This is a genomic window from Sporosarcina aquimarina (assembly GCF_023715615.1).
GTDB classification, from domain to species: domain Bacteria; phylum Bacillota; class Bacilli; order Bacillales_A; family Planococcaceae; genus Sporosarcina; species Sporosarcina aquimarina_A.
In genome coordinates this window covers 221662-238481 of record NZ_JAMBOM010000001.1, presented here as the reverse complement: position 1 = coordinate 238481, position 16820 = coordinate 221662, and the positions used below count along the sequence as shown (strand labels likewise).

General features: G+C 44.6%; 19 protein-coding genes. All 19 read right to left on the bottom strand.

Features of this window, described 5'->3' with window-relative positions:
* Positions 1 to 44: 44 nt before the first annotated feature.
* Positions 45 to 1556: a F0F1 ATP synthase subunit alpha gene (gene atpA, locus M3197_RS01155; protein ID WP_025785600.1), complete on the bottom strand. Its 1512-nt coding sequence runs from the start codon at positions 1554 to 1556 to the stop codon at positions 45 to 47.
* Between the two features lie 27 nt (positions 1557 to 1583).
* Positions 1584 to 2120: a F0F1 ATP synthase subunit delta gene (locus tag M3197_RS01150; RefSeq protein ID WP_251658179.1), complete on the bottom strand. Its 537-nt coding sequence runs from the start codon at positions 2118 to 2120 to the stop codon at positions 1584 to 1586.
* Positions 2117 to 2668, bottom strand: a complete 552-nt coding sequence (atpF, locus tag M3197_RS01145; protein WP_432813963.1) for a F0F1 ATP synthase subunit B — start codon at positions 2666 to 2668, stop codon at positions 2117 to 2119. Before atpF ends, M3197_RS01150 begins: the two co-directional genes overlap by 4 nt.
* Before the next feature lie 258 nt (positions 2669 to 2926).
* On the bottom strand, positions 2927 to 3151 hold the full coding sequence (atpE, locus tag M3197_RS01140) for a F0F1 ATP synthase subunit C (RefSeq protein ID WP_132360362.1): 225 nt from the start codon (positions 3149 to 3151) through the stop codon (positions 2927 to 2929).
* Positions 3152 to 3215: 64 nt separating this feature from the next.
* Complete coding sequence (gene atpB, locus M3197_RS01135) at positions 3216 to 3926, bottom strand: F0F1 ATP synthase subunit A (RefSeq protein ID WP_251658178.1); 711 nt, start codon at positions 3924 to 3926, stop codon at positions 3216 to 3218.
* 29 nt (positions 3927 to 3955) lie between these two features.
* The gene (locus tag M3197_RS01130; protein ID WP_251658177.1) at positions 3956 to 4327 is read right to left on the bottom strand and encodes an ATP synthase subunit I; all 372 of its coding nucleotides are present in this window, start codon (positions 4325 to 4327) and stop codon (positions 3956 to 3958) included.
* Between the two features lie 766 nt (positions 4328 to 5093).
* Positions 5094 to 6197, bottom strand: coding sequence for a non-hydrolyzing UDP-N-acetylglucosamine 2-epimerase (gene wecB, locus M3197_RS01125; protein WP_432813973.1), 1104 nt, complete (start codon positions 6195 to 6197; stop codon positions 5094 to 5096).
* Between the two features lie 41 nt (positions 6198 to 6238).
* Positions 6239 to 6868, bottom strand: coding sequence for a uracil phosphoribosyltransferase (gene upp, locus M3197_RS01120; protein ID WP_025785593.1), 630 nt, complete (start codon positions 6866 to 6868; stop codon positions 6239 to 6241).
* Positions 6869 to 7439: 571 nt separating this feature from the next.
* The gene (gene glyA, locus M3197_RS01115; protein WP_285851028.1) at positions 7440 to 8693 is read right to left on the bottom strand and encodes a serine hydroxymethyltransferase; all 1254 of its coding nucleotides are present in this window, start codon (positions 8691 to 8693) and stop codon (positions 7440 to 7442) included.
* Positions 8694 to 8752: 59 nt separating this feature from the next.
* The gene (locus M3197_RS01110; protein WP_251658175.1) at positions 8753 to 9298 is read right to left on the bottom strand and encodes a TIGR01440 family protein; all 546 of its coding nucleotides are present in this window, start codon (positions 9296 to 9298) and stop codon (positions 8753 to 8755) included.
* Positions 9299 to 9314: 16 nt separating this feature from the next.
* Entirely contained in the window at positions 9315 to 9755 is a 441-nt protein-coding gene (gene rpiB / locus M3197_RS01105; protein ID WP_251658174.1) for a ribose 5-phosphate isomerase B, read from the bottom strand.
* Positions 9756 to 9928: 173 nt separating this feature from the next.
* A complete protein-coding gene (locus tag M3197_RS01100; RefSeq protein WP_251658173.1) occupies positions 9929 to 11221 on the bottom strand; it encodes a methyl-accepting chemotaxis protein in 1293 nt (430 codons plus the stop codon).
* Entirely contained in the window at positions 11218 to 11661 is a 444-nt protein-coding gene (locus M3197_RS01095) for a low molecular weight protein arginine phosphatase (RefSeq protein WP_285851027.1), read from the bottom strand. The genes M3197_RS01100 and M3197_RS01095 overlap by 4 nt, the downstream gene beginning before the upstream one ends.
* A gap of 54 nt (positions 11662 to 11715) precedes the next feature.
* Positions 11716 to 12216 carry a manganese efflux pump MntP gene (locus M3197_RS01090; protein ID WP_251658171.1) on the bottom strand — a complete coding sequence of 167 codons (501 nt, stop codon included), beginning with the start codon at positions 12214 to 12216 and terminating at the stop codon, positions 11716 to 11718.
* Between the two features lie 92 nt (positions 12217 to 12308).
* Positions 12309 to 13355 (bottom strand): L-threonylcarbamoyladenylate synthase, encoded by a 1047-nt coding sequence (locus M3197_RS01085; protein WP_251658170.1) that lies wholly within the window; start codon positions 13353 to 13355, stop codon positions 12309 to 12311.
* Between the two features lie 60 nt (positions 13356 to 13415).
* Positions 13416 to 14009 (bottom strand): stage II sporulation protein R, encoded by a 594-nt coding sequence (locus M3197_RS01080; RefSeq protein ID WP_251658169.1) that lies wholly within the window; start codon positions 14007 to 14009, stop codon positions 13416 to 13418.
* 47 nt (positions 14010 to 14056) lie between these two features.
* Positions 14057 to 14908, bottom strand: coding sequence for a peptide chain release factor N(5)-glutamine methyltransferase (prmC, locus tag M3197_RS01075; RefSeq protein ID WP_251658168.1), 852 nt, complete (start codon positions 14906 to 14908; stop codon positions 14057 to 14059).
* On the bottom strand, positions 14901 to 15977 hold the full coding sequence (prfA, locus tag M3197_RS01070) for a peptide chain release factor 1 (protein ID WP_251658167.1): 1077 nt from the start codon (positions 15975 to 15977) through the stop codon (positions 14901 to 14903). Before prfA ends, prmC begins: the two co-directional genes overlap by 8 nt.
* A 162-nt stretch (positions 15978 to 16139) precedes the next feature.
* Positions 16140 to 16742 (bottom strand): thymidine kinase, encoded by a 603-nt coding sequence (locus M3197_RS01065; protein ID WP_251658166.1) that lies wholly within the window; start codon positions 16740 to 16742, stop codon positions 16140 to 16142.
* Positions 16743 to 16820 lie beyond the last annotated feature (78 nt).

Below are 16820 nucleotides of genomic sequence, written 5' to 3'. Positions count from 1 at the left end.
TATTCACCACCTTTTAGTTTTAGTCCCTTAATCCGTTACTTAACTTATTGTCCAGAAACCGCAAAGTTCTTTTTGAACTCATTGATCGCTGCTGCAAATACATCATCTGCAGGAAGACCTTTCGTAGTACGGATCGTTTCCAATACGTCTGTGTGGTTGCTTTCAAGCCAGATTGTGATTTCACTTTCAAAGCGAAGAATATCTTTAACTGGGATATCGTCTAGGAATCCACGAGTTAGAGCGTAAAGAATTACGACTTGATGTTCAACCTTAACCGGCTTGTTCAAGTCTTGCTTCAAGACTTCAACAGTACGGTGTCCACGGTCAAGTTTCGCTTTAGTAGCTGGGTCAAGATCTGATCCAAACGCAGAGAACGCTTCAAGTTCACGGAACGCAGCAAGGTCAAGACGCAGTGTACCTGCAACTTTTTTCATTGCTTTGATCTGTGCAGATCCACCTACACGGGATACAGAAAGTCCAGCGTTGATCGCTGGGCGTACACCTGAGAAGAATAGATCGGACTGAAGGAAAATCTGACCATCTGTGATGGAGATTACGTTCGTCGGAATGTATGCAGAGATATCGCCTGCTTGTGTTTCAACGAATGGCAATGCAGTGATTGAACCACCACCAAGGGAGTCGTTCAATTTTGCAGCACGCTCGAGTAAACGTGAGTGTAAGTAGAATACATCACCTGGGTATGCTTCGCGACCTGGAGGACGGCGTAGCAACAACGAAAGTTCACGGTATGCAGCAGCTTGTTTAGAAAGATCATCATAAACGATCAAAACGTGCTTGCCTTGGAACATGAACTCTTCACCCATTGTAATACCCGCATATGGAGCTAGGTAAAGAAGTGGTGCTGGTTGGGAAGCAGAAGCAGTTACAACGATTGTATAGTCAAGCGCGCCGTGTTCACGAAGCGTTTCAACAACACCACGAACTGTAGATTCCTTCTGACCAATTGCTACATAAATACAGATCATATCCTGATCCGCTTGGTTAAGAATTGTATCGATCGCTACAGTAGTTTTACCTGTTTGGCGGTCACCGATGATCAATTCACGCTGTCCACGACCAATCGGTACAAGAGCGTCAATCGCTTTGATACCTGTTTGAAGTGGCTCATCAACCGATTTACGAGCCATAACGCCTTGCGCTGGGCTTTCGATCGGACGAGTTTTTGTTGTGTTAATCGGACCTAGTCCATCCACTGGTTGTCCAAGTGAATTGACGACACGTCCAATCAATTCTTCTCCAACTGGAACTTCCATGATACGGCCTGTACGACGTACTTCATCGCCTTCTTTGATGTCTTTATATGGTCCAAGGATAACGATACCTACATTGTTCGCTTCCAAGTTTTGCGCCATACCAAGTACACCTGTGGAGAACTCAAGGAGTTCGCCGGCCATGACATTGTCGAGACCATGAGCACGGGCGATACCGTCACCTACTGCGAGAACAGTACCTACTTCGCTAACTTCCATCTCAGACTGATAGCCTGCAATCTGCTGCTTAATCAGTGTGCTGATTTCTTCAGCTTTAATGCCCATGTATGTCACCCCTCATCTTTCAAGATTTTAACCGATCAACGTACGTTGCAATTTAGCAAGCTTGTTGCTGATGCTGCTGTCGAAGATTCGGTTTCCGATTTGAAGGCGAATGCCTCCAATTAATTGTGGTTCAATAATTGTTTGAATTTGAAGCGACTGTTTGCCAACTTTGTGGGCAAACGCGCTAGAGATAGCTGTTTCTTCCTGTTCAGTTAGTGGACGAGTTGCATACACTGTTGCTTCAGCAACACCGGATGCACTGTTCGCTAACTGATGGAAGTCTTCGAGAACGTTGCTAAGTTCGTCCATACGATCTGCATCGAGCATCACGTATAGTGCATTGAGTAATACCTCTTGCGCACCTGGCAGGATGTTAGCAATCAATTCCCGTTTTTTGAGCAATGACAGTTGTGGTAAGCTCATAAGTTCCCCGAAGCCATTGTTGTCGTTGAGTGCTGCTTGGAGCTCTCGAACGTCAGTATGAACTGCGAGTAACACGCCTTGTTCCTGTGCTGCTTTGAACAGCCCAGTTGCATAACGTTCCGCTACGATAGAACGGCTCATCGGCCTTCCCCTGCCTTCACAATCGTTTCTTCGATCAATGCGCGGTTATCCTCCTCGGATACTTCTTTGCCGAGTACTTTAGACGCTGCCATGATAGAAAGAGAAACGAATTCTTCGCGGACAGCCGCGATTGCTTTTTCTTTCTCTGTTGCAATTTCAAGCGCTGCGTTGTCTTTCATACGAGCCACTTCAGCGCGCGTCGTTTGAATGAGTTCCTCACGCTGTGCTTCGCCTTGCTTTTTCGCGTTTTCAACGATTGACTGCGCGTTTGCATGTGCTTCTTTCAAAAGAGCACGTTGCTCTTCCAACAATTTTTGTGAGTCTAGACGGCTTTGTTCTGCCGCTTCGATTTCGTTTGCAATCATTTCAGCACGCTGATCCATGATCCCCATCAATGGGCCCCATGCGAATTTCTTCAAAAGAAGCATGAGAAGTGTGAAGAATACTACTGTTGCAATGATATCACCTAAGTTCAGCCGTTGGTTCAGGCTGGATAAGAATCCTGAGTCAGCATTGCTTGACAAAAGGACGAAGGTATCCAAAAACACGATTGTTTCACTCCCTTCAAAAACTTACGTTTGATGCACAAACGTTTTGGTTAGAATGATTGGTTCCAAACGCAAAATGCGCTCGATATCCGCTGACATAAACGAATGGCGAAGGATCGATCTTTTTCCATTCTTCGCCATTGTTTAACGTTCTTATAAAGTGGTTAGATAATAGAAGGAGTCAAACAGGCTGGCAAGACCGCAAAGCAGCCCAGGCCCTATCCATTACATTAACTACCTGAATTGAATCTGTGTAAATTACTTGTTCATAACGATGAAAGCGATAACTACGGCAATGATTGGCAATGCCTCAACCAATGCAACCCCGATGAACATTGTTGTTTGAAGAACGCCACGTGCTTCTGGTTGGCGAGCAATCCCCTCAACTGTCTTTGAAACGATCAAACCGTTACCGATACCAGCGCCGAGTGCGCCAAGACCAATTGCGATAGCTGCTGCTAATAGACCTAATGAACCTGTCATAGTGTTATTTCCTCCTAGTATTGTTTGGTTTGGTAGTGCTTGTTCCCGCATGCGGGATTTATGTTTAGTGGTCTGTCGTCACTTTGTGCGACATATAAACCATCGTCAACATAACAAAAATGAATGCCTGGATTGCTCCGACAAATATCGAGAACCCTTGCCAAGCGAGTGCAGGAACGATTGCTCCGATGAATCCACCAAAGCTGCCGGCTGCAAGTGTTGCGAGAAGCCCGATGAGGATCTCCCCTGCAAAGATGTTACCGTAAAGACGTAGACCGAGTGTCAACGTGTTTGCAAATTCTTCAATAATTTTCAGTGGTGCCAGGAATGGCATCGGCTGAGCATACGTTTTGAAATATCCTTTTACACCAAGCATCTTTACACCATAGAAGTGCGTCAAGATAATAACCGTTGCTGCCAACGTCATCGTAATGACTGGATCGGCTGTCGGTGATTTCCACCAAAGGTACCCATCCCATTGAATTGAAAATGGAAGACCAAGCATATTGGCAACAAACACGAACATAATAAGCGTGATGCCGAGTACGTGGAAACGGCCGCCTGTTTTCCAATCCATGTTGTTTTTAATGATTCCCTTCACGAAGTCCATGATCCATTCCATGAAATTCTGCATGCCCGTTGGTTTCATCTGCATTCTCCGTGTGGATAGAACAGCAATGATGAAGACGATGAGACATGTGACGAAGAGCATCAAAATGTTAGCCGGGTTGAAGCTAATACCGAAGAGGTCTAAATTCGGATTTTTATGTTCCACGTTTCGTTCACCTCCCTTTTGTGATCAGTTTAAGATTGATGCTTCACATGATAAAATATCCTATCGACCAACAATAGGGCATATGGAATCATCAAACCAATCACAGTACTGATCAGATTGAAGTTTTCTGGCATCGACATCGCGATGGCTGCCGCAGCCACTCCGGAAGCGAAACGCAATCCCGAACCGAGCGAAACCTTTTTGCCCTGATCCAGTTTCTTGTCGAATTGTTCCATTCTACGGATAAGTATCCAAAAATTATACAATCCGAAGATTAATCCTAGCAAAAGACCAGCAAAAATCTCCTTCGCTCCCGTAAAGGTCCAGCCTAATATCAGCAATGCGAGCAAAAAAAATAGAGCTCTCTTTTGCCTTGCGAAAATTTCCTGCATTGTCTGCATGGTAGGTGAGTCTCCTATTACGATAAGTTTAGTTAGAAACTGAAGCGTTCGACTTTTGTTTTACAAGTCGAACAACGAGCGGGTTCGCAGGTTGGTACGAGTTGGCTTGTCCGAGATGTACGGCAACCACTTACTGATCAGATGTCTCGGGTAGACCGGGACTAAGAATTGTAAGAAAAGTGCCGCCTGCTTGGCATTCACCAGGACACGTTGTCCAACGTATCGCACAGATGCCTATATTTCCTAAGTGCGATAGGCTACGAGTGATGATAGAACTTAGCCAAAAAAATCAAGCGGTTTCAGCTGATTTATCTATGTATAAACCCTATCATTATTACCCTCTGTAAGCATACAATAGCGATATTTTGATGTCAATTGATTCCCGTGAAATTCTTCACAAACTAAAGGCACTGTCAAACAATCGTCACACTTTCCAAGTAAATCTTTGTATTTCAGAAAATTAGGGAATTCCCTTAGTGTTTTCCATTGAATAGAGACAGAATTTTAGGTTTTATTTTCGAATTATATAGTCGTTTTTCTTAGGTGTTAATATACAATTCCTTACTATTAACCAAACAATTTGTCTATTCTTAAAGAATTCTTTTGATTTTTTTATAGCCAGCTCCTTTTTACTAAAGACTAACTAAAAAACTTTGTTTTTAGTGTTAACTCTATAGAGTGTGGCAGTTAAGTAGAATTTTTATACTCGGTCAAACAAAAAAAGCAGAGACTCCTGCGCCTCTGCTTTTCATATGATTTATTTTGATTAGTTGTTTTGTTCGTTTAAATATTTTTTTAATGCTTCTACGATTCGTTCAGATGCATGTCCGTCTCCATATGGATTGGACGCTTTCGACATGGATTCGTAGGCGGTTTGATCAGACAAGAGTTCGTCTGCCAAGTTGAAGATAGTCTCTTCGTCGGTTCCTGCTAATTTAAGTGTTCCTGCGTCGATCCCTTCAGGGCGTTCTGTTGTGTCACGAAGAACAATAACAGGTTTGCCAAGTGAAGGGGCTTCTTCTTGGATGCCACCTGAATCAGTAAGGATAATGTGCGAACGAGCAGCGAAGTTATGGAAATCTACGACTTCGAGTGGCTCGATTAAGTGAATTCGATCGTTATTCCCAAGCAATTCATCCGCAACTTCTCGGACTGCAGGGTTCATGTGTACTGGATAGATTACTTGAATGTCATCGTGTTTTTCGAGAAGCCGGTTAATGGCACGGAACATATTGCGCATTGGATCCCCTAAGTTTTCACGACGGTGTGCTGTTAGTAAGACAAGTCGGTCATCACCGAGCTTCTCAAAAATTGGATGATTATACGTGCCATCGACTGTGGTGTGCAACGCATCGATTGCTGTATTCCCTGTGATATAGATTCGGTCTTCTGGCTTTCCTTCATTAATAAGGTTCTGAGCCGATTTTTCCGTTGGTGAGAAATGAAGGTCTGCAAGGACACCCGTCAACTGACGGTTCATCTCTTCTGGATATGGAGAGTACTTGTCCCATGTACGAAGACCCGCTTCGACATGTCCAACTGCAATTTTGTTATAAAATGCCGCGAGACTGCCGACGAATGTTGTTGCTGTGTCACCGTGTACGAGTACGATATCCGGTTGTGCTTCTTTCATGATCCCGTCAAGTCCTTCGAGTCCACGTGTTGCAACGTCGATAAGGGTTTGACGATCTTTCATAATGTTAAGATCGAAATCGGGTTTGATGCCAAACGTTTTCAGCACTTGGTCCAACATTTCACGGTGCTGCGCTGTTACGGTTACAATCGATTCGATGTCTTCTTCATGCTTTTGCAATTCGAGAACGAGTGGAGCCATTTTAATAGCTTCTGGACGCGTTCCGAAGATTGTCATTACTTTCCATTTGCGTTTCAAAGTGTTCACGCCTTCCCCAATTATTTGGTTCCGAACAAACGGTCCCCAGCATCGCCGAGTCCTGGTACGATGTAGCCATGATCGTTAAGTTTTTCATCAAGTGCTGCAATGTAAACATCCACGTCAGGGTGTGCATCTGTAAATACTTTTACGCCTTCAGGAGCTGCAATGAGACACATGAATTTAATGTGCTTCGCTCCGCGTTTTTTCAATGAGTTAACCGCTTCTACCGCCGTTCCCCCTGTAGCAAGCATCGGGTCAACGACAATCAATTCACGTTCCGAGACGTCAGAAGGCAACTTTACGAAATACTCGTGTGGTTGAAGAGTTTCCGGGTCGCGGAATAAACCGACGTGACCGACTCTTGCTGCTGGGATTAGTTTTAAAATTCCATCTACCATACCAATACCTGCGCGTAAAATCGGAACAATTCCGAGTTTCTTCCCTGCAAGCACGTTCGATTTCGCCATGCAAACCGGCGTTTCAACGTCTACTTCCTGGAGGGGTAGCTCTCGTGTGATTTCAAAAGCCATCAATGTTGCAACTTCGTCAACGAGTTCGCGGAATTCTTTTGTTCCTGTGTTTACGTCGCGGATGAATGTAAGTTTGTGCTGAATGAGCGGGTGATCGAATACGTGTACTTTAGCCATTAAAATCGCTCCTTTTACTTTGTCCAATACAGTATAACAGAATGACGGCGTGAACGGTTGTCTGGTGTGAAGTTTGGAATTCCCGGAACATTTACACGGTTATTTCATAGAGATTCTGCGTTGTAGATCACTTGGTCCGGATTGTACGTCACTCTTTGTAGGTTCTCGATCACGTTGTGCACTTTACCAATCAAATCTTTACATTTCTTCATCACTTAGCAAAATTTCTCGATAACGGGACACAATTCAACTCGGTTAAGGGATTATTTGGGTGCGCTTCGCTTGTTGAGGGACGGGCTACTTCGTTGTGATAGGACATTTTTTGGTAGACTACGCTTTCGATCAGTTATGGGAAAATGTTCGACATTGGAGGGAGGTTGTTAATCACATATGGAATTTTCTCTATCACTTAGCTAGATTTCTCCGACACTTAGCACAGTTTCTCGATAACGGGACACAATTTGACTACGTTAAGGGAGTTATTGGTAGCGCCTCATTTGTTTCTAATGAAAATACCCCAATTTCGCCCGTAAAAAAACCGCCATCTGAAGGATGGCGGCTCTGCTATCATTTATGCATACAACGTATGCTTATCAGTTAAAGCCTTGACACGTTGTTTTGCTTCTTCTTTCACAGCTTCGTCTTCGTGGTTCTTCAAGAGTTTCGCGATGATCGCTCCTACTTCTTTCATATCGTCTTCTTTGAAACCGCGTGATGTCACTGCCGGTGTACCGATTCGGATACCCGAAGTAACAAATGGGCTTTCTTTATCGAATGGAACCGTGTTTTTGTTGACAGTGATTCCGCATTCATCTAACACATGCTCTGCAACTTTTCCTGTTAAGCCAAGGCTAGTCAAGTTCAATAGAAGCAAGTGATTATCCGTACCGCCAGAAACGATGCCAATCCCTTCAGCAACAAGTGCTTCCCCTAGAGCAACTGCATTCTTTTTCACTTGTTGAATGTAGGTCTTAAACTCTGGTTGCAATGCTTCGCCAAATGCTACCGCTTTTGCAGAAATGACGTGCATCAATGGGCCACCCTGTACACCCGGGAAGATTGTTTTGTCGATTTTTTTGCCGTATTCTTCTGCAAATTCTTCGTTGATTAAAATTAGTCCACCACGTGGTCCGCGCAATGTTTTGTGCGTTGTAGACGTCACAAAATGCGCGTGTGGTACTGGGCTGTTGTGTTCGCCGACTGCAACAAGTCCTGCAATGTGCGCCATATCCACCATAAGGAATGCGCCGACTTCATCAGCAATTTCACGGAACTTCTTGAAATCAATTTCGCGTGGGTATGCACTTGCGCCCGCTACGATCATTTTAGGTTTGTGCTCGAGTGCTTTTTGACGGACGTCTTCGTAATCAATACGCTCGTCCTGCTCACTTACACCGTACTCAACAAAGTTGTACAGCTTTCCAGAAAAGTTTACGGGGCTTCCGTGTGTCAAGTGACCACCATGTGAGAGATTCATTCCAAGAACAACGTCGCCTGGCTCTAGTACTGTGAAGTAGACTGCCATGTTCGCCTGTGCGCCTGAGTGTGCTTGAACGTTTGCATACGCTGCACCGAATAACTCTTTAATTCGGTCACGGGCGATGTTTTCAACAACATCGACGTGTTCGCATCCACCATAATAGCGCTTGCCTGGATATCCTTCTGCGTATTTGTTCGTCAAGTAGGAACCTTGTGCTTCCATGACCGCTTCAGAGACAAAGTTTTCTGATGCAATCAATTCGATATTAGCGTTCTGGCGATTCTTTTCTGCCATTATTGCTTCAAAAACAGCACTATCTTCGCGTTTTACATTGCTCAAATCCATGTTCATTTCCCCTTTAGCGTCTATTATTCTTACTACCCTCAAAGCTTGATGGCCATGAGTTATTCGTACTGTGCTCGAACTCCGCCGATTAGTTTCGGACGAGTGGTTGCACAGGTAACGACAGCTTCACCAACCTGTTTAACGGATGTGCGAATCGGCACTGCAACCGGTTTCAATTGCATCCCAATCAAAGTTTGTCCAATGTCAATCCCGGCGTTTGCACGGACGGTTTCTACGACGACCGCATCATCTAAATGCTCAAACGCGTAAGCGGACATTGAACCACCCGCAGTCCGAACAGGCACGACAGAAACAGGTTCAAGTGCAAACTTTTCTGCTGTTTTCCGCTCGATTGTGAGGGCACGGTTAATGTGCTCGCACCCTTGGAAAGCAAGGTGTACGCGATGAGTCGCAGCAAATTGAGAGAGGGGTCCATAAAGCGCTTTTGCTACGTCGAGCGCCCCGGCTGTACCAATTTGTTTGCCTGCCACTTCAGATGTGGAACAGCCTACAACAAAAAGGGTACCCGGTACTGGCGGAGCAATTTCCGCAAACTCTGCGAGTGTTTGTTCCAGCTGCAATCTCCATAAAATATACGCGTCCATGTCGTCCCCCCGTTTCTTAGTTATTTTCGAGACTCATCAATTTCTCGATGCGACGTTCGTGTCGACCGCCTTCGAATGGTGTTTCTAACCATGTTTGAACGATTTCGCGAGCAAGTCCCGGTCCGATAACACGTTCTCCCATTGCTAATACGTTTGAATCGTTATGACCTCGAGTTGCTTTGGCGCTGAATACGTCGTGGACGAGTGCGCAACGAATTCCATTTACTTTATTGGCCGCTATGGACATCCCGATACCAGTCCCACAGATGAGGATTCCTTTATCGAATTTGCCGGATGCGACGCCTTTTGTTACAGGTGCTGCGTAATCTGGATAATCGACGGACTGGCCAGATTCCGGACCGAAATCTTCGAAGTCAATGTTTAGTTCTGTTAGTAGTTGTTTGATTTCATGGCGTAAGTTGTTGCCGCCATGATCGGAAGAAATCGCGAGTTTCATGTGCGTCCCTCTTTTCATAATATACTTACAACTAATTCTATCACTGTTCCTAAAAAAAACACAGTGCGAAGTAATGTGATAGATTCTTCTGGTTTTCCGATAAATTTGGAATATAAATTTCCCGACTAGCCCGAATTTTATCCACAAAAAAAGCCGGCGCAAGGCCGACTTTGTTATTGTGAAGTATCGAATTGGCGAATGACACCATATAGAGCTTCGGATTGCCCTTTCAGTTCACTTGCCAGGACACTTGTTTGTTCGATTGAATGTGCCTGTTCTTCAGTTGCCGCTTGTACCTCTTCAGCACCTGCTGAAGTTTCTTCCGCAATCGCTGCAACTTCTTGTGACTGATGAGCCGTTTGTTCAATTTTGCTGAGCTGATGTTCAACAAGCTCTGTAATTCCAGTGATGGAACCCGCCATATCAGTAACAGTCGTCGCCATCGCAATAATACTTTTATTTGTTTCATCTGCTCGTCCAGCTTCCTGAGCAGCAGTTTTCACTTGCGCTTCCATTTCTTTCACGACTTTCGTTACATCAGACTGTATGGTACTTACGAGACCGCTAATCATTTGAACAGATTTTGCACTTTCATCTGCCAGGACACGGACTTCTTCTGCCACGACTGCGAAGCCTTTTCCATGTTCTCCTGCACGTGCCGCTTCAATGGAAGCATTCAGCGCAAGCAAATTTGTCTGATCTGCGATGTTGCCGACGAGTTGAACAATTTCGCCAATCTTTTGTGCATTTCGATCTAGGTCACGGATCGTTAAAAGGGAGTCTTCGCTTTGAGAGGACATTTCGCGAATTCCACCTACTAGTGTCCGGTACGCATCAGTTGTTCGTTTCAATTCAGCAAGCATGTCGTTCGATTGCTTGGACGATTGATCGGCACGATTATTCACATCTGAAGCGAGTGCGCGGATGTCTTCCATCGCTTCAGCCGTCTCTTGGATCGCAATGGCTGACGCTTCCGCACCCGAAGAGATCTCAATGATTGTCGAAGCAATCGCATCCGCTTGATTAGAAGCCGATCCTGTTTCATTGTGTAAAATTTCTACGGAGCGTGACGTTTTTTCAAAATTAGTTTCAATCTGGCCAACAATTCCTCGTAAGTTGACAACAACTTGTTGGAACGCTTCTGCCACGGAACGGATTTCATCAGACGAGTTCGGTAATTCTATGTCTGTACCGATTTTCCCGCCAGCAATCCGCATCGCCTCCTGTTCAAGCCGTTGGAGCGGTTTCGTTAAGATTGTACTGAAAAGAGCTGCGAGGACAGCAGACCAAAAAATCCCCATTCCATATGTCATAATTCCGAACCAGGTCGGATTTGCATTCGGGAAAAATTGAGGTTGTAAGAAGTTAATGAACACTGCACTTGTTGAATACGTCACAATCGCAAGAATCGTCACGAATATGACGAGTTTCCATTTCAATCCGAACTTTTTTTTCGTCTCTGTCATTTCTGTTCCTCCATTAACTTGCGCGCTAGCACATCAATCTGATCGGACAATTCCTTAAACGTTTGTTGATAAACTCCGAGATTCCCGCCATAAGGATCCTGAACATCGTAATTGGCGGCTCCTACATACTCTTTCAAGGTAAATATTTTGTCAGAACTGTTACCAAAGGCACGTCGAAGGGTTTCTCGGTGGGACACCGTCATTGTAAGAATGAGATCTGCCCATTCCAAGTCCTGTTCTGTAAAACGTCGTGAGGTTAACGTTACCGGCATTCCATGTTCCTCAAGTAGCAATCGAGAATGATTGGAAATGAAGGTACCATCTGTTGCATAAACACCCGCCGAACGAACCGCAACTCCTTCTAGTTGCTTCGATTTCAATATGCCTTCCGCCAGCGGACTTCTACATGTATTTCCTGTACAAATAAAGCAAATATTCATCATAATCACCTGTCTTCATCATAACCTATTTATCCCAAAACCGAAACAGTTTTTTTAAGAAATCCATGACAATATCCCCATACCTATTAAGATAAGTCCGGCAATTTTTCGTAAAGTTGTTCTATAACGTGGTGTAATTGTTAAGTTTGCACGTAACGCAAAGTAGGAAAGAACTAATGACATCAACCCTGTTGATACGATGAAAAGCCATTTATTCAAATGCATCAATCCAAAAGACATACTTACAGAGAAACTATCCAAACTAACTGCAACAGCAATTAGAAGAGGACCCGTTACTTTGGATGCACTCGGATCTTCTTCTTGCAGTATCATATGTAATCCAATTAACCCTAATAATACACTAGAGAGAATTCCGCTCCATTCAGAAAACAGTTGAGCAGAAAGTTCCCCCGCCATAAATCCAAGTAGAGGGAACGCAACATTCAAGAACGCCGTCCACAGAGCAATTAACCATTTCCGTTTTCTAACGTGCAGCAATGTATAGATGACGAGGATATCAATTGTTGTCACGCCAGCTGCAATGATTTCTACCAATAGAAGAACCTCCCCTAAGTTTACGCCAGTCCATCTTATGCGGCGCCAAGGGAGGCCATTCATGAATGTTATTTAAATTGTTTTTGGTAATCTTATTGTGAATCTGATTTTATAATCGAAAACTGTTTCCCGTCTGCAGCCTTCTTCAGCCGATTCATGACGGCTAGACCCATTCCTTCAGAAGGGACTTCCACCGCCAGTATTACATCTGCTTCAGTTTCATCGCAGTTACGTAGGGCATCATAAAGATTTGCTGCCAGCTGACGAGAATCTGCGTATTCACCTGTAGCAAAATACCAAGAGGGCTTGTCCGTTTTCAACTCATCAGGACCGATGACCGCAACTTTTTTACCTTCATTCATCAAAGCCTGTACAGCTTGTTCAATCTGTTTTTCATTTGGTTCAATTAACCAAACTGGTGCGTCTGGAGAATAGTGCATGTATTTCATGCCTGGGGCACGTGGCGCTTCCGATTCTTCTATACGTATTTCCGATCGAACTGGGCCAATGACCGATTCTATCATTTCGACAGTGACTCCCCCAGGGCGCAAAATGGCAGGAGGAGTTACAGTCATATCAATGACCGTCGACTCTACCCCAACACCTGTTGCACCACCATCCAGTATAAAAGGAATTCTTCCATCCAAGTCTGTCGCAACATGTTTCGCTTTCGTAGGACTTGGTTTTCCGCTTCGATTGGCACTAGGTGCTGCAAGGGGACCGCCAAGTAGTCTCAACAACTTCAACGCAACTGGATGATCCGGCATACGAAGTCCAACAGTGCCTCTTCCAACCGTGACACTTTCCGCGATGACTCCCGGCTTTTCATTGAAAATCAACGTTAGCGGGCCTGGCCAAAATGCATCCATCAATTGGAGCGCACTGTCAGGGATTTCCGCTGCATACTCGTTCACTTCTTCTTTAGTTCCTATATGTACAATTAGTGGATTGTCAGATGGGCGACCTTTCGCTTCGAAGATCCGTTTTGTTGCATCTGGATCAGTCGCAAGCGCTCCAAGTCCATACACCGTTTCTGTTGGAAACGCTACAAGACCTCCATTTCTCAAACAATCCACAGTTTGTTGATAACTATCAATGTTATCAACACCTTTATCCACTTTCAATGTTCGAGTGTTCATAAATTCATCCTCCTTTTCAACGCTTCTAGCAAAGTTATCCACAATTTTCAGTGGATATCCTTATTCGAACCAAGAAGTTATCCACTCCCATACAAAGAATTTCACTTCTTCTTCATTCTCTACAGTCTCTACTGTTTCCTCTTCCGGGTAACACACTTTCGGAAAAATGGAACACCACCAGTTCGATCCACGTCCACTTCCAATCGTCAGTACGTATGCTTCATAAACATCTTGTGGGTAAATCTCAAAGCCAACTCGCTTTGCTGGAAACAGTGCATTTTTTCGTTCAAGAGTAACGACACGATTGGGTGAATGCAAGTTTGCTACAGCAAGCATTTCCTCTTCAAGCTCTTCTAGTTCGCTTAGCAACTCTTCTTCAGTAGTCGTTCGTGCAATCGCACCTGCGATCATTGGCTCAATTTCCTCTTGAATACGTACTTTAATCGCTTGGTCTGCAGGAGCATCCGAGTGCGCGAGAATACGATAGCGAATGGGCTCCTCACTTGTGTGCTCTTGAAAGAGTGTGAGAATGGCTTGAAGCATCACAAGTATTAGAATAAATTCTATGAGAGCAATTACTCTTTTTCTCCATTTATCGTTCGGTTCATTTGTCAAAATCGGCTGTTGTGCGAGCTGTGGATAATCTGGTAACATGTCATCCCCTCCTGACCTTCATTGTGGACAGGTTCAGAAGAGTTTATTCACTGAATCTCACAAAATATCATTCGCTCTTTCCCATTCATGTCTTGAACGACTTCAATCTTGCTTTTCGGAAAGGCATTTTGAAAGAATCGTTTCACCGATGAGGCTTGTAAATAACCGATCTCCAGTCCAATTAATCCGGGTTTTTTCATAATAGCAGGTAGAGTTTCCGCAAGCTTTCGATAGAGTACGAGACCGTTTTCTTCAGCAAAGAGCGCTCCATGCGGTTCGTAATCCAAAACCGTAGACGACATCGATGAGGCTTCGTCCACTCCTATATATGGTGGATTCGACAATACAATGTCCCACTTTTCGTTTTGTAGCGGTTGCGCTAAGTCCCCTTGTAAAAAAGTGACTTGAGATTCGTTCTGCTCAGCATTCGAGCGGGCAACGACGAGTGCTGCCTCACTAATATCCGTAGCGGTCACCTGTGCATTCGGATATTCAAGTTGAAAGGTCACTGCAATTGCACCACTTCCTGTACCAATATCCGCCACTCGTATCAGCTTATTACCGAAAAGCTTTATCGCCCTTTGCATAGCTCCTTGGACAAGTTCTTCCGTTTCAGGTCTCGGGATGAGTACGTCTTTTGAGACGCTAAACGGCCTTCCGTAAAACCATTCTTGCCCAATGATATGTTGAATAGGTTTACCCGTTAATAATTCCGATGAGAGGTCTTCGAATTGCTGTGCCTGTAGCTCAGTCAGTGGTTCACGCAACTCCGCAAGAAGGGAAGCACGGGATTTTTGCGTAACGTGCTCAAGAAGCAAAAAAGCTGCGTTGACGTCCAATTCTTCATGAGCAAGTCGCGTCTCTAAACGTTTTAGCGCTTGATGTATCGTCTCAATCATGGGCTTCCAGACTTTCTAATCGACGCGCCTGGTCTTCCAGCGTAAGTGCTTCAATCACTTCATCCATTTTCCCTTCGATAATCTGATCCAACTTTTGAATGGTGAACCCGATCCGATGGTCTGTGACTCGATTTTGTGGAAAGTTGTACGTTCTAATACGCTCAGAACGATCTCCAGTACCTACCGCAGATTTCCGTTTCTCATCGTATTCCGCCTGCGCTTCAGATTGGAATTTATCGTAGACGCGTGCGCGTAAGACTTTCATTGCTTTCTCTTTGTTTTTGATTTGGGATTTTTCATCCTGACATGAAACGGTGATGCCTGTTGGCAAGTGAGTGAGTCGGACCGCAGACATGGTCGTATTGACGGACTGACCACCAGGACCTGATGATGCGAATGTGTCTGTTCTAATGTCTTTCTCATGAAGGTCGATTTCGACTTCTTCCGCTTCCGGTAAGACCGCTACAGTAGCGGTAGAAGTATGGATACGGCCGCCTGATTCCGTTTCCGGGACACGTTGGACTCGGTGAGCTCCGTTCTCAAATTTCAGTTTCGAAAATGCCCCATTTCCACTGATCATAAAAATGATTTCCTTGAAACCGCCCAGTTCAGTCGGAGCAGAGTCCATCACTTCAATTTTCCAGTGATTAAGTTCTGCAAAACGGCTATACATGCGGTAAAGTTTGGCAGCAAATAATGCAGCTTCGTCTCCACCTGCTGCTCCTCGGATTTCCATAATGACGTTTTTGTTGTCGTTCGGGTCTTTAGGTACGAGCAACAACTTGAGTCGATCCTCTAGTTTTTCAATAGTCGCAGAAAGCTCCGAAAGTTCGGATTTGATCAGTTCTTCCATTTCGGCATCCGTGGATTCTTCAAGCATTTCTTTAGCGTCTCGTTTTGCTTCCGTTGCGTGTTTGTATTCTCTATAGACATCTACGGTTTCCTGTAAGTCCGATTGCTCTTTGGAATAGGTTCGAAGTTTGTTCAGGTCGCTGACGACTTCTGGATCACTCAGCAATTCGTTTAGTTTTTCATATCGATCTTCAACGGCTTGGAGTCTATCATACATAATTGAATCACCTCTAATTAGTTTGGTCTTAGTGTTATTGTACGGTATTGCTGCTTGCAAATATACAGTGCACCTACCGCAAGCTAATTGAGTGGATAGATTTTTGTTGGATAAAGTAAGGAAGAGACAATCTGCTAGGCAGCTTGTCTCTTCAACGTGTTGTTATTTAGCAGTTGGTTGGATGGAAATCCCTTTAGGTACATCATGATGCATGCGACATCTTGGCTCGTATGCTTCCGACGCCCCGACTAGGATAATGGGGTCGTCAAATCCTGCAGGTTTCCCGTTGATGAGACGTTGAGTTCGGCTTGAAGGTGAACCACAGATTGTGCAGACCGCTTGTAGTTTCGTGACGATTTCCGCAATCGCCATCAGTTTCGGCATCGGGCCGAATGGTTCTCCGCGGAAGTCTTGATCAAGACCAGCGACAATCACTCGAAACCCGTGGTTTGCGAGTTCCATAACCGTGTCAACAATTGCATCATCAAAAAATTGAGCTTCATCTATCGCAATGACGTCACAATCGTCCGTTACTTGTGCAATAATATCGGCAGAACAGGAAACTGGCATTGCAATGACCGTTGTCCCATTATGACTGACGACCGCTTCTTCACTGTACCGGTTGTCAAGCTCAGGTTTGAAAACAGCGATTTTTTGTTTAGCGAATTGAGAGCGGCGAATCCGACGAATCAGCTCTTCGGATTTTCCGGAGAACATACTTCCACAAATGACTTCAACCCATCCGCCTTGCATGGAAACGTACATGGTGAATCCCCTTTCGTCTATCAGAAAAATAAGGATAAAAACTCGTTAAACCAAAATTCCCGCCCGGCGCAAGTGCAC

What these genes read in the sequence shown, in the direction of transcription:
- wecB (WP_432813973.1), bottom strand. Translation starts at nt 6,197, where the DNA reads ATGACAATCTTCGGAACGCGTCCAGAAGCTATTAAAATGGCTCCACTC.
- upp (WP_025785593.1), bottom strand. Translation starts at nt 6,868, where the DNA reads ATGGCTAAAGTACACGTATTCGATCACCCGCTCATTCAGCACAAACTT.
- M3197_RS01110 (WP_251658175.1), bottom strand. Translation starts at nt 9,298, where the DNA reads ATGGACGCGTATATTTTATGGAGATTGCAGCTGGAACAAACACTCGCA.
- prmC (WP_251658168.1), bottom strand. Translation starts at nt 14,908, where the DNA reads ATGATTGAGACGATACATCAAGCGCTAAAACGTTTAGAGACGCGACTT.
- rpiB (WP_251658174.1), bottom strand. Translation starts at nt 9,755, where the DNA reads ATGAAACTCGCGATTTCTTCCGATCATGGCGGCAACAACTTACGCCAT.
- M3197_RS01095 (WP_285851027.1), bottom strand. Translation starts at nt 11,661, where the DNA reads ATGAATATTTGCTTTATTTGTACAGGAAATACATGTAGAAGTCCGCTG.
- M3197_RS01130 (WP_251658177.1), bottom strand. Translation starts at nt 4,327, where the DNA reads ATGCAGACAATGCAGGAAATTTTCGCAAGGCAAAAGAGAGCTCTATTT.
- prfA (WP_251658167.1), bottom strand. Translation starts at nt 15,977, where the DNA reads ATGTATGATAGACTCCAAGCCGTTGAAGATCGATATGAAAAACTAAAC.
- glyA (WP_285851028.1), bottom strand. Translation starts at nt 8,693, where the DNA reads ATGGATTTGAGCAATGTAAAACGCGAAGATAGTGCTGTTTTTGAAGCA.
- atpE (WP_132360362.1), bottom strand. Translation starts at nt 3,151, where the DNA reads ATGACAGGTTCATTAGGTCTATTAGCAGCAGCTATCGCAATTGGTCTT.
- M3197_RS01065 (WP_251658166.1), bottom strand. Translation starts at nt 16,742, where the DNA reads ATGTACGTTTCCATGCAAGGCGGATGGGTTGAAGTCATTTGTGGAAGT.
- atpA (WP_025785600.1), bottom strand. Translation starts at nt 1,556, where the DNA reads ATGGGCATTAAAGCTGAAGAAATCAGCACACTGATTAAGCAGCAGATT.
- M3197_RS01080 (WP_251658169.1), bottom strand. Translation starts at nt 14,009, where the DNA reads ATGTTACCAGATTATCCACAGCTCGCACAACAGCCGATTTTGACAAAT.
- M3197_RS01150 (WP_251658179.1), bottom strand. Translation starts at nt 2,120, where the DNA reads ATGAGCCGTTCTATCGTAGCGGAACGTTATGCAACTGGGCTGTTCAAA.
- M3197_RS01085 (WP_251658170.1), bottom strand. Translation starts at nt 13,355, where the DNA reads ATGAACACTCGAACATTGAAAGTGGATAAAGGTGTTGATAACATTGAT.
- M3197_RS01100 (WP_251658173.1), bottom strand. Translation starts at nt 11,221, where the DNA reads ATGACAGAGACGAAAAAAAAGTTCGGATTGAAATGGAAACTCGTCATA.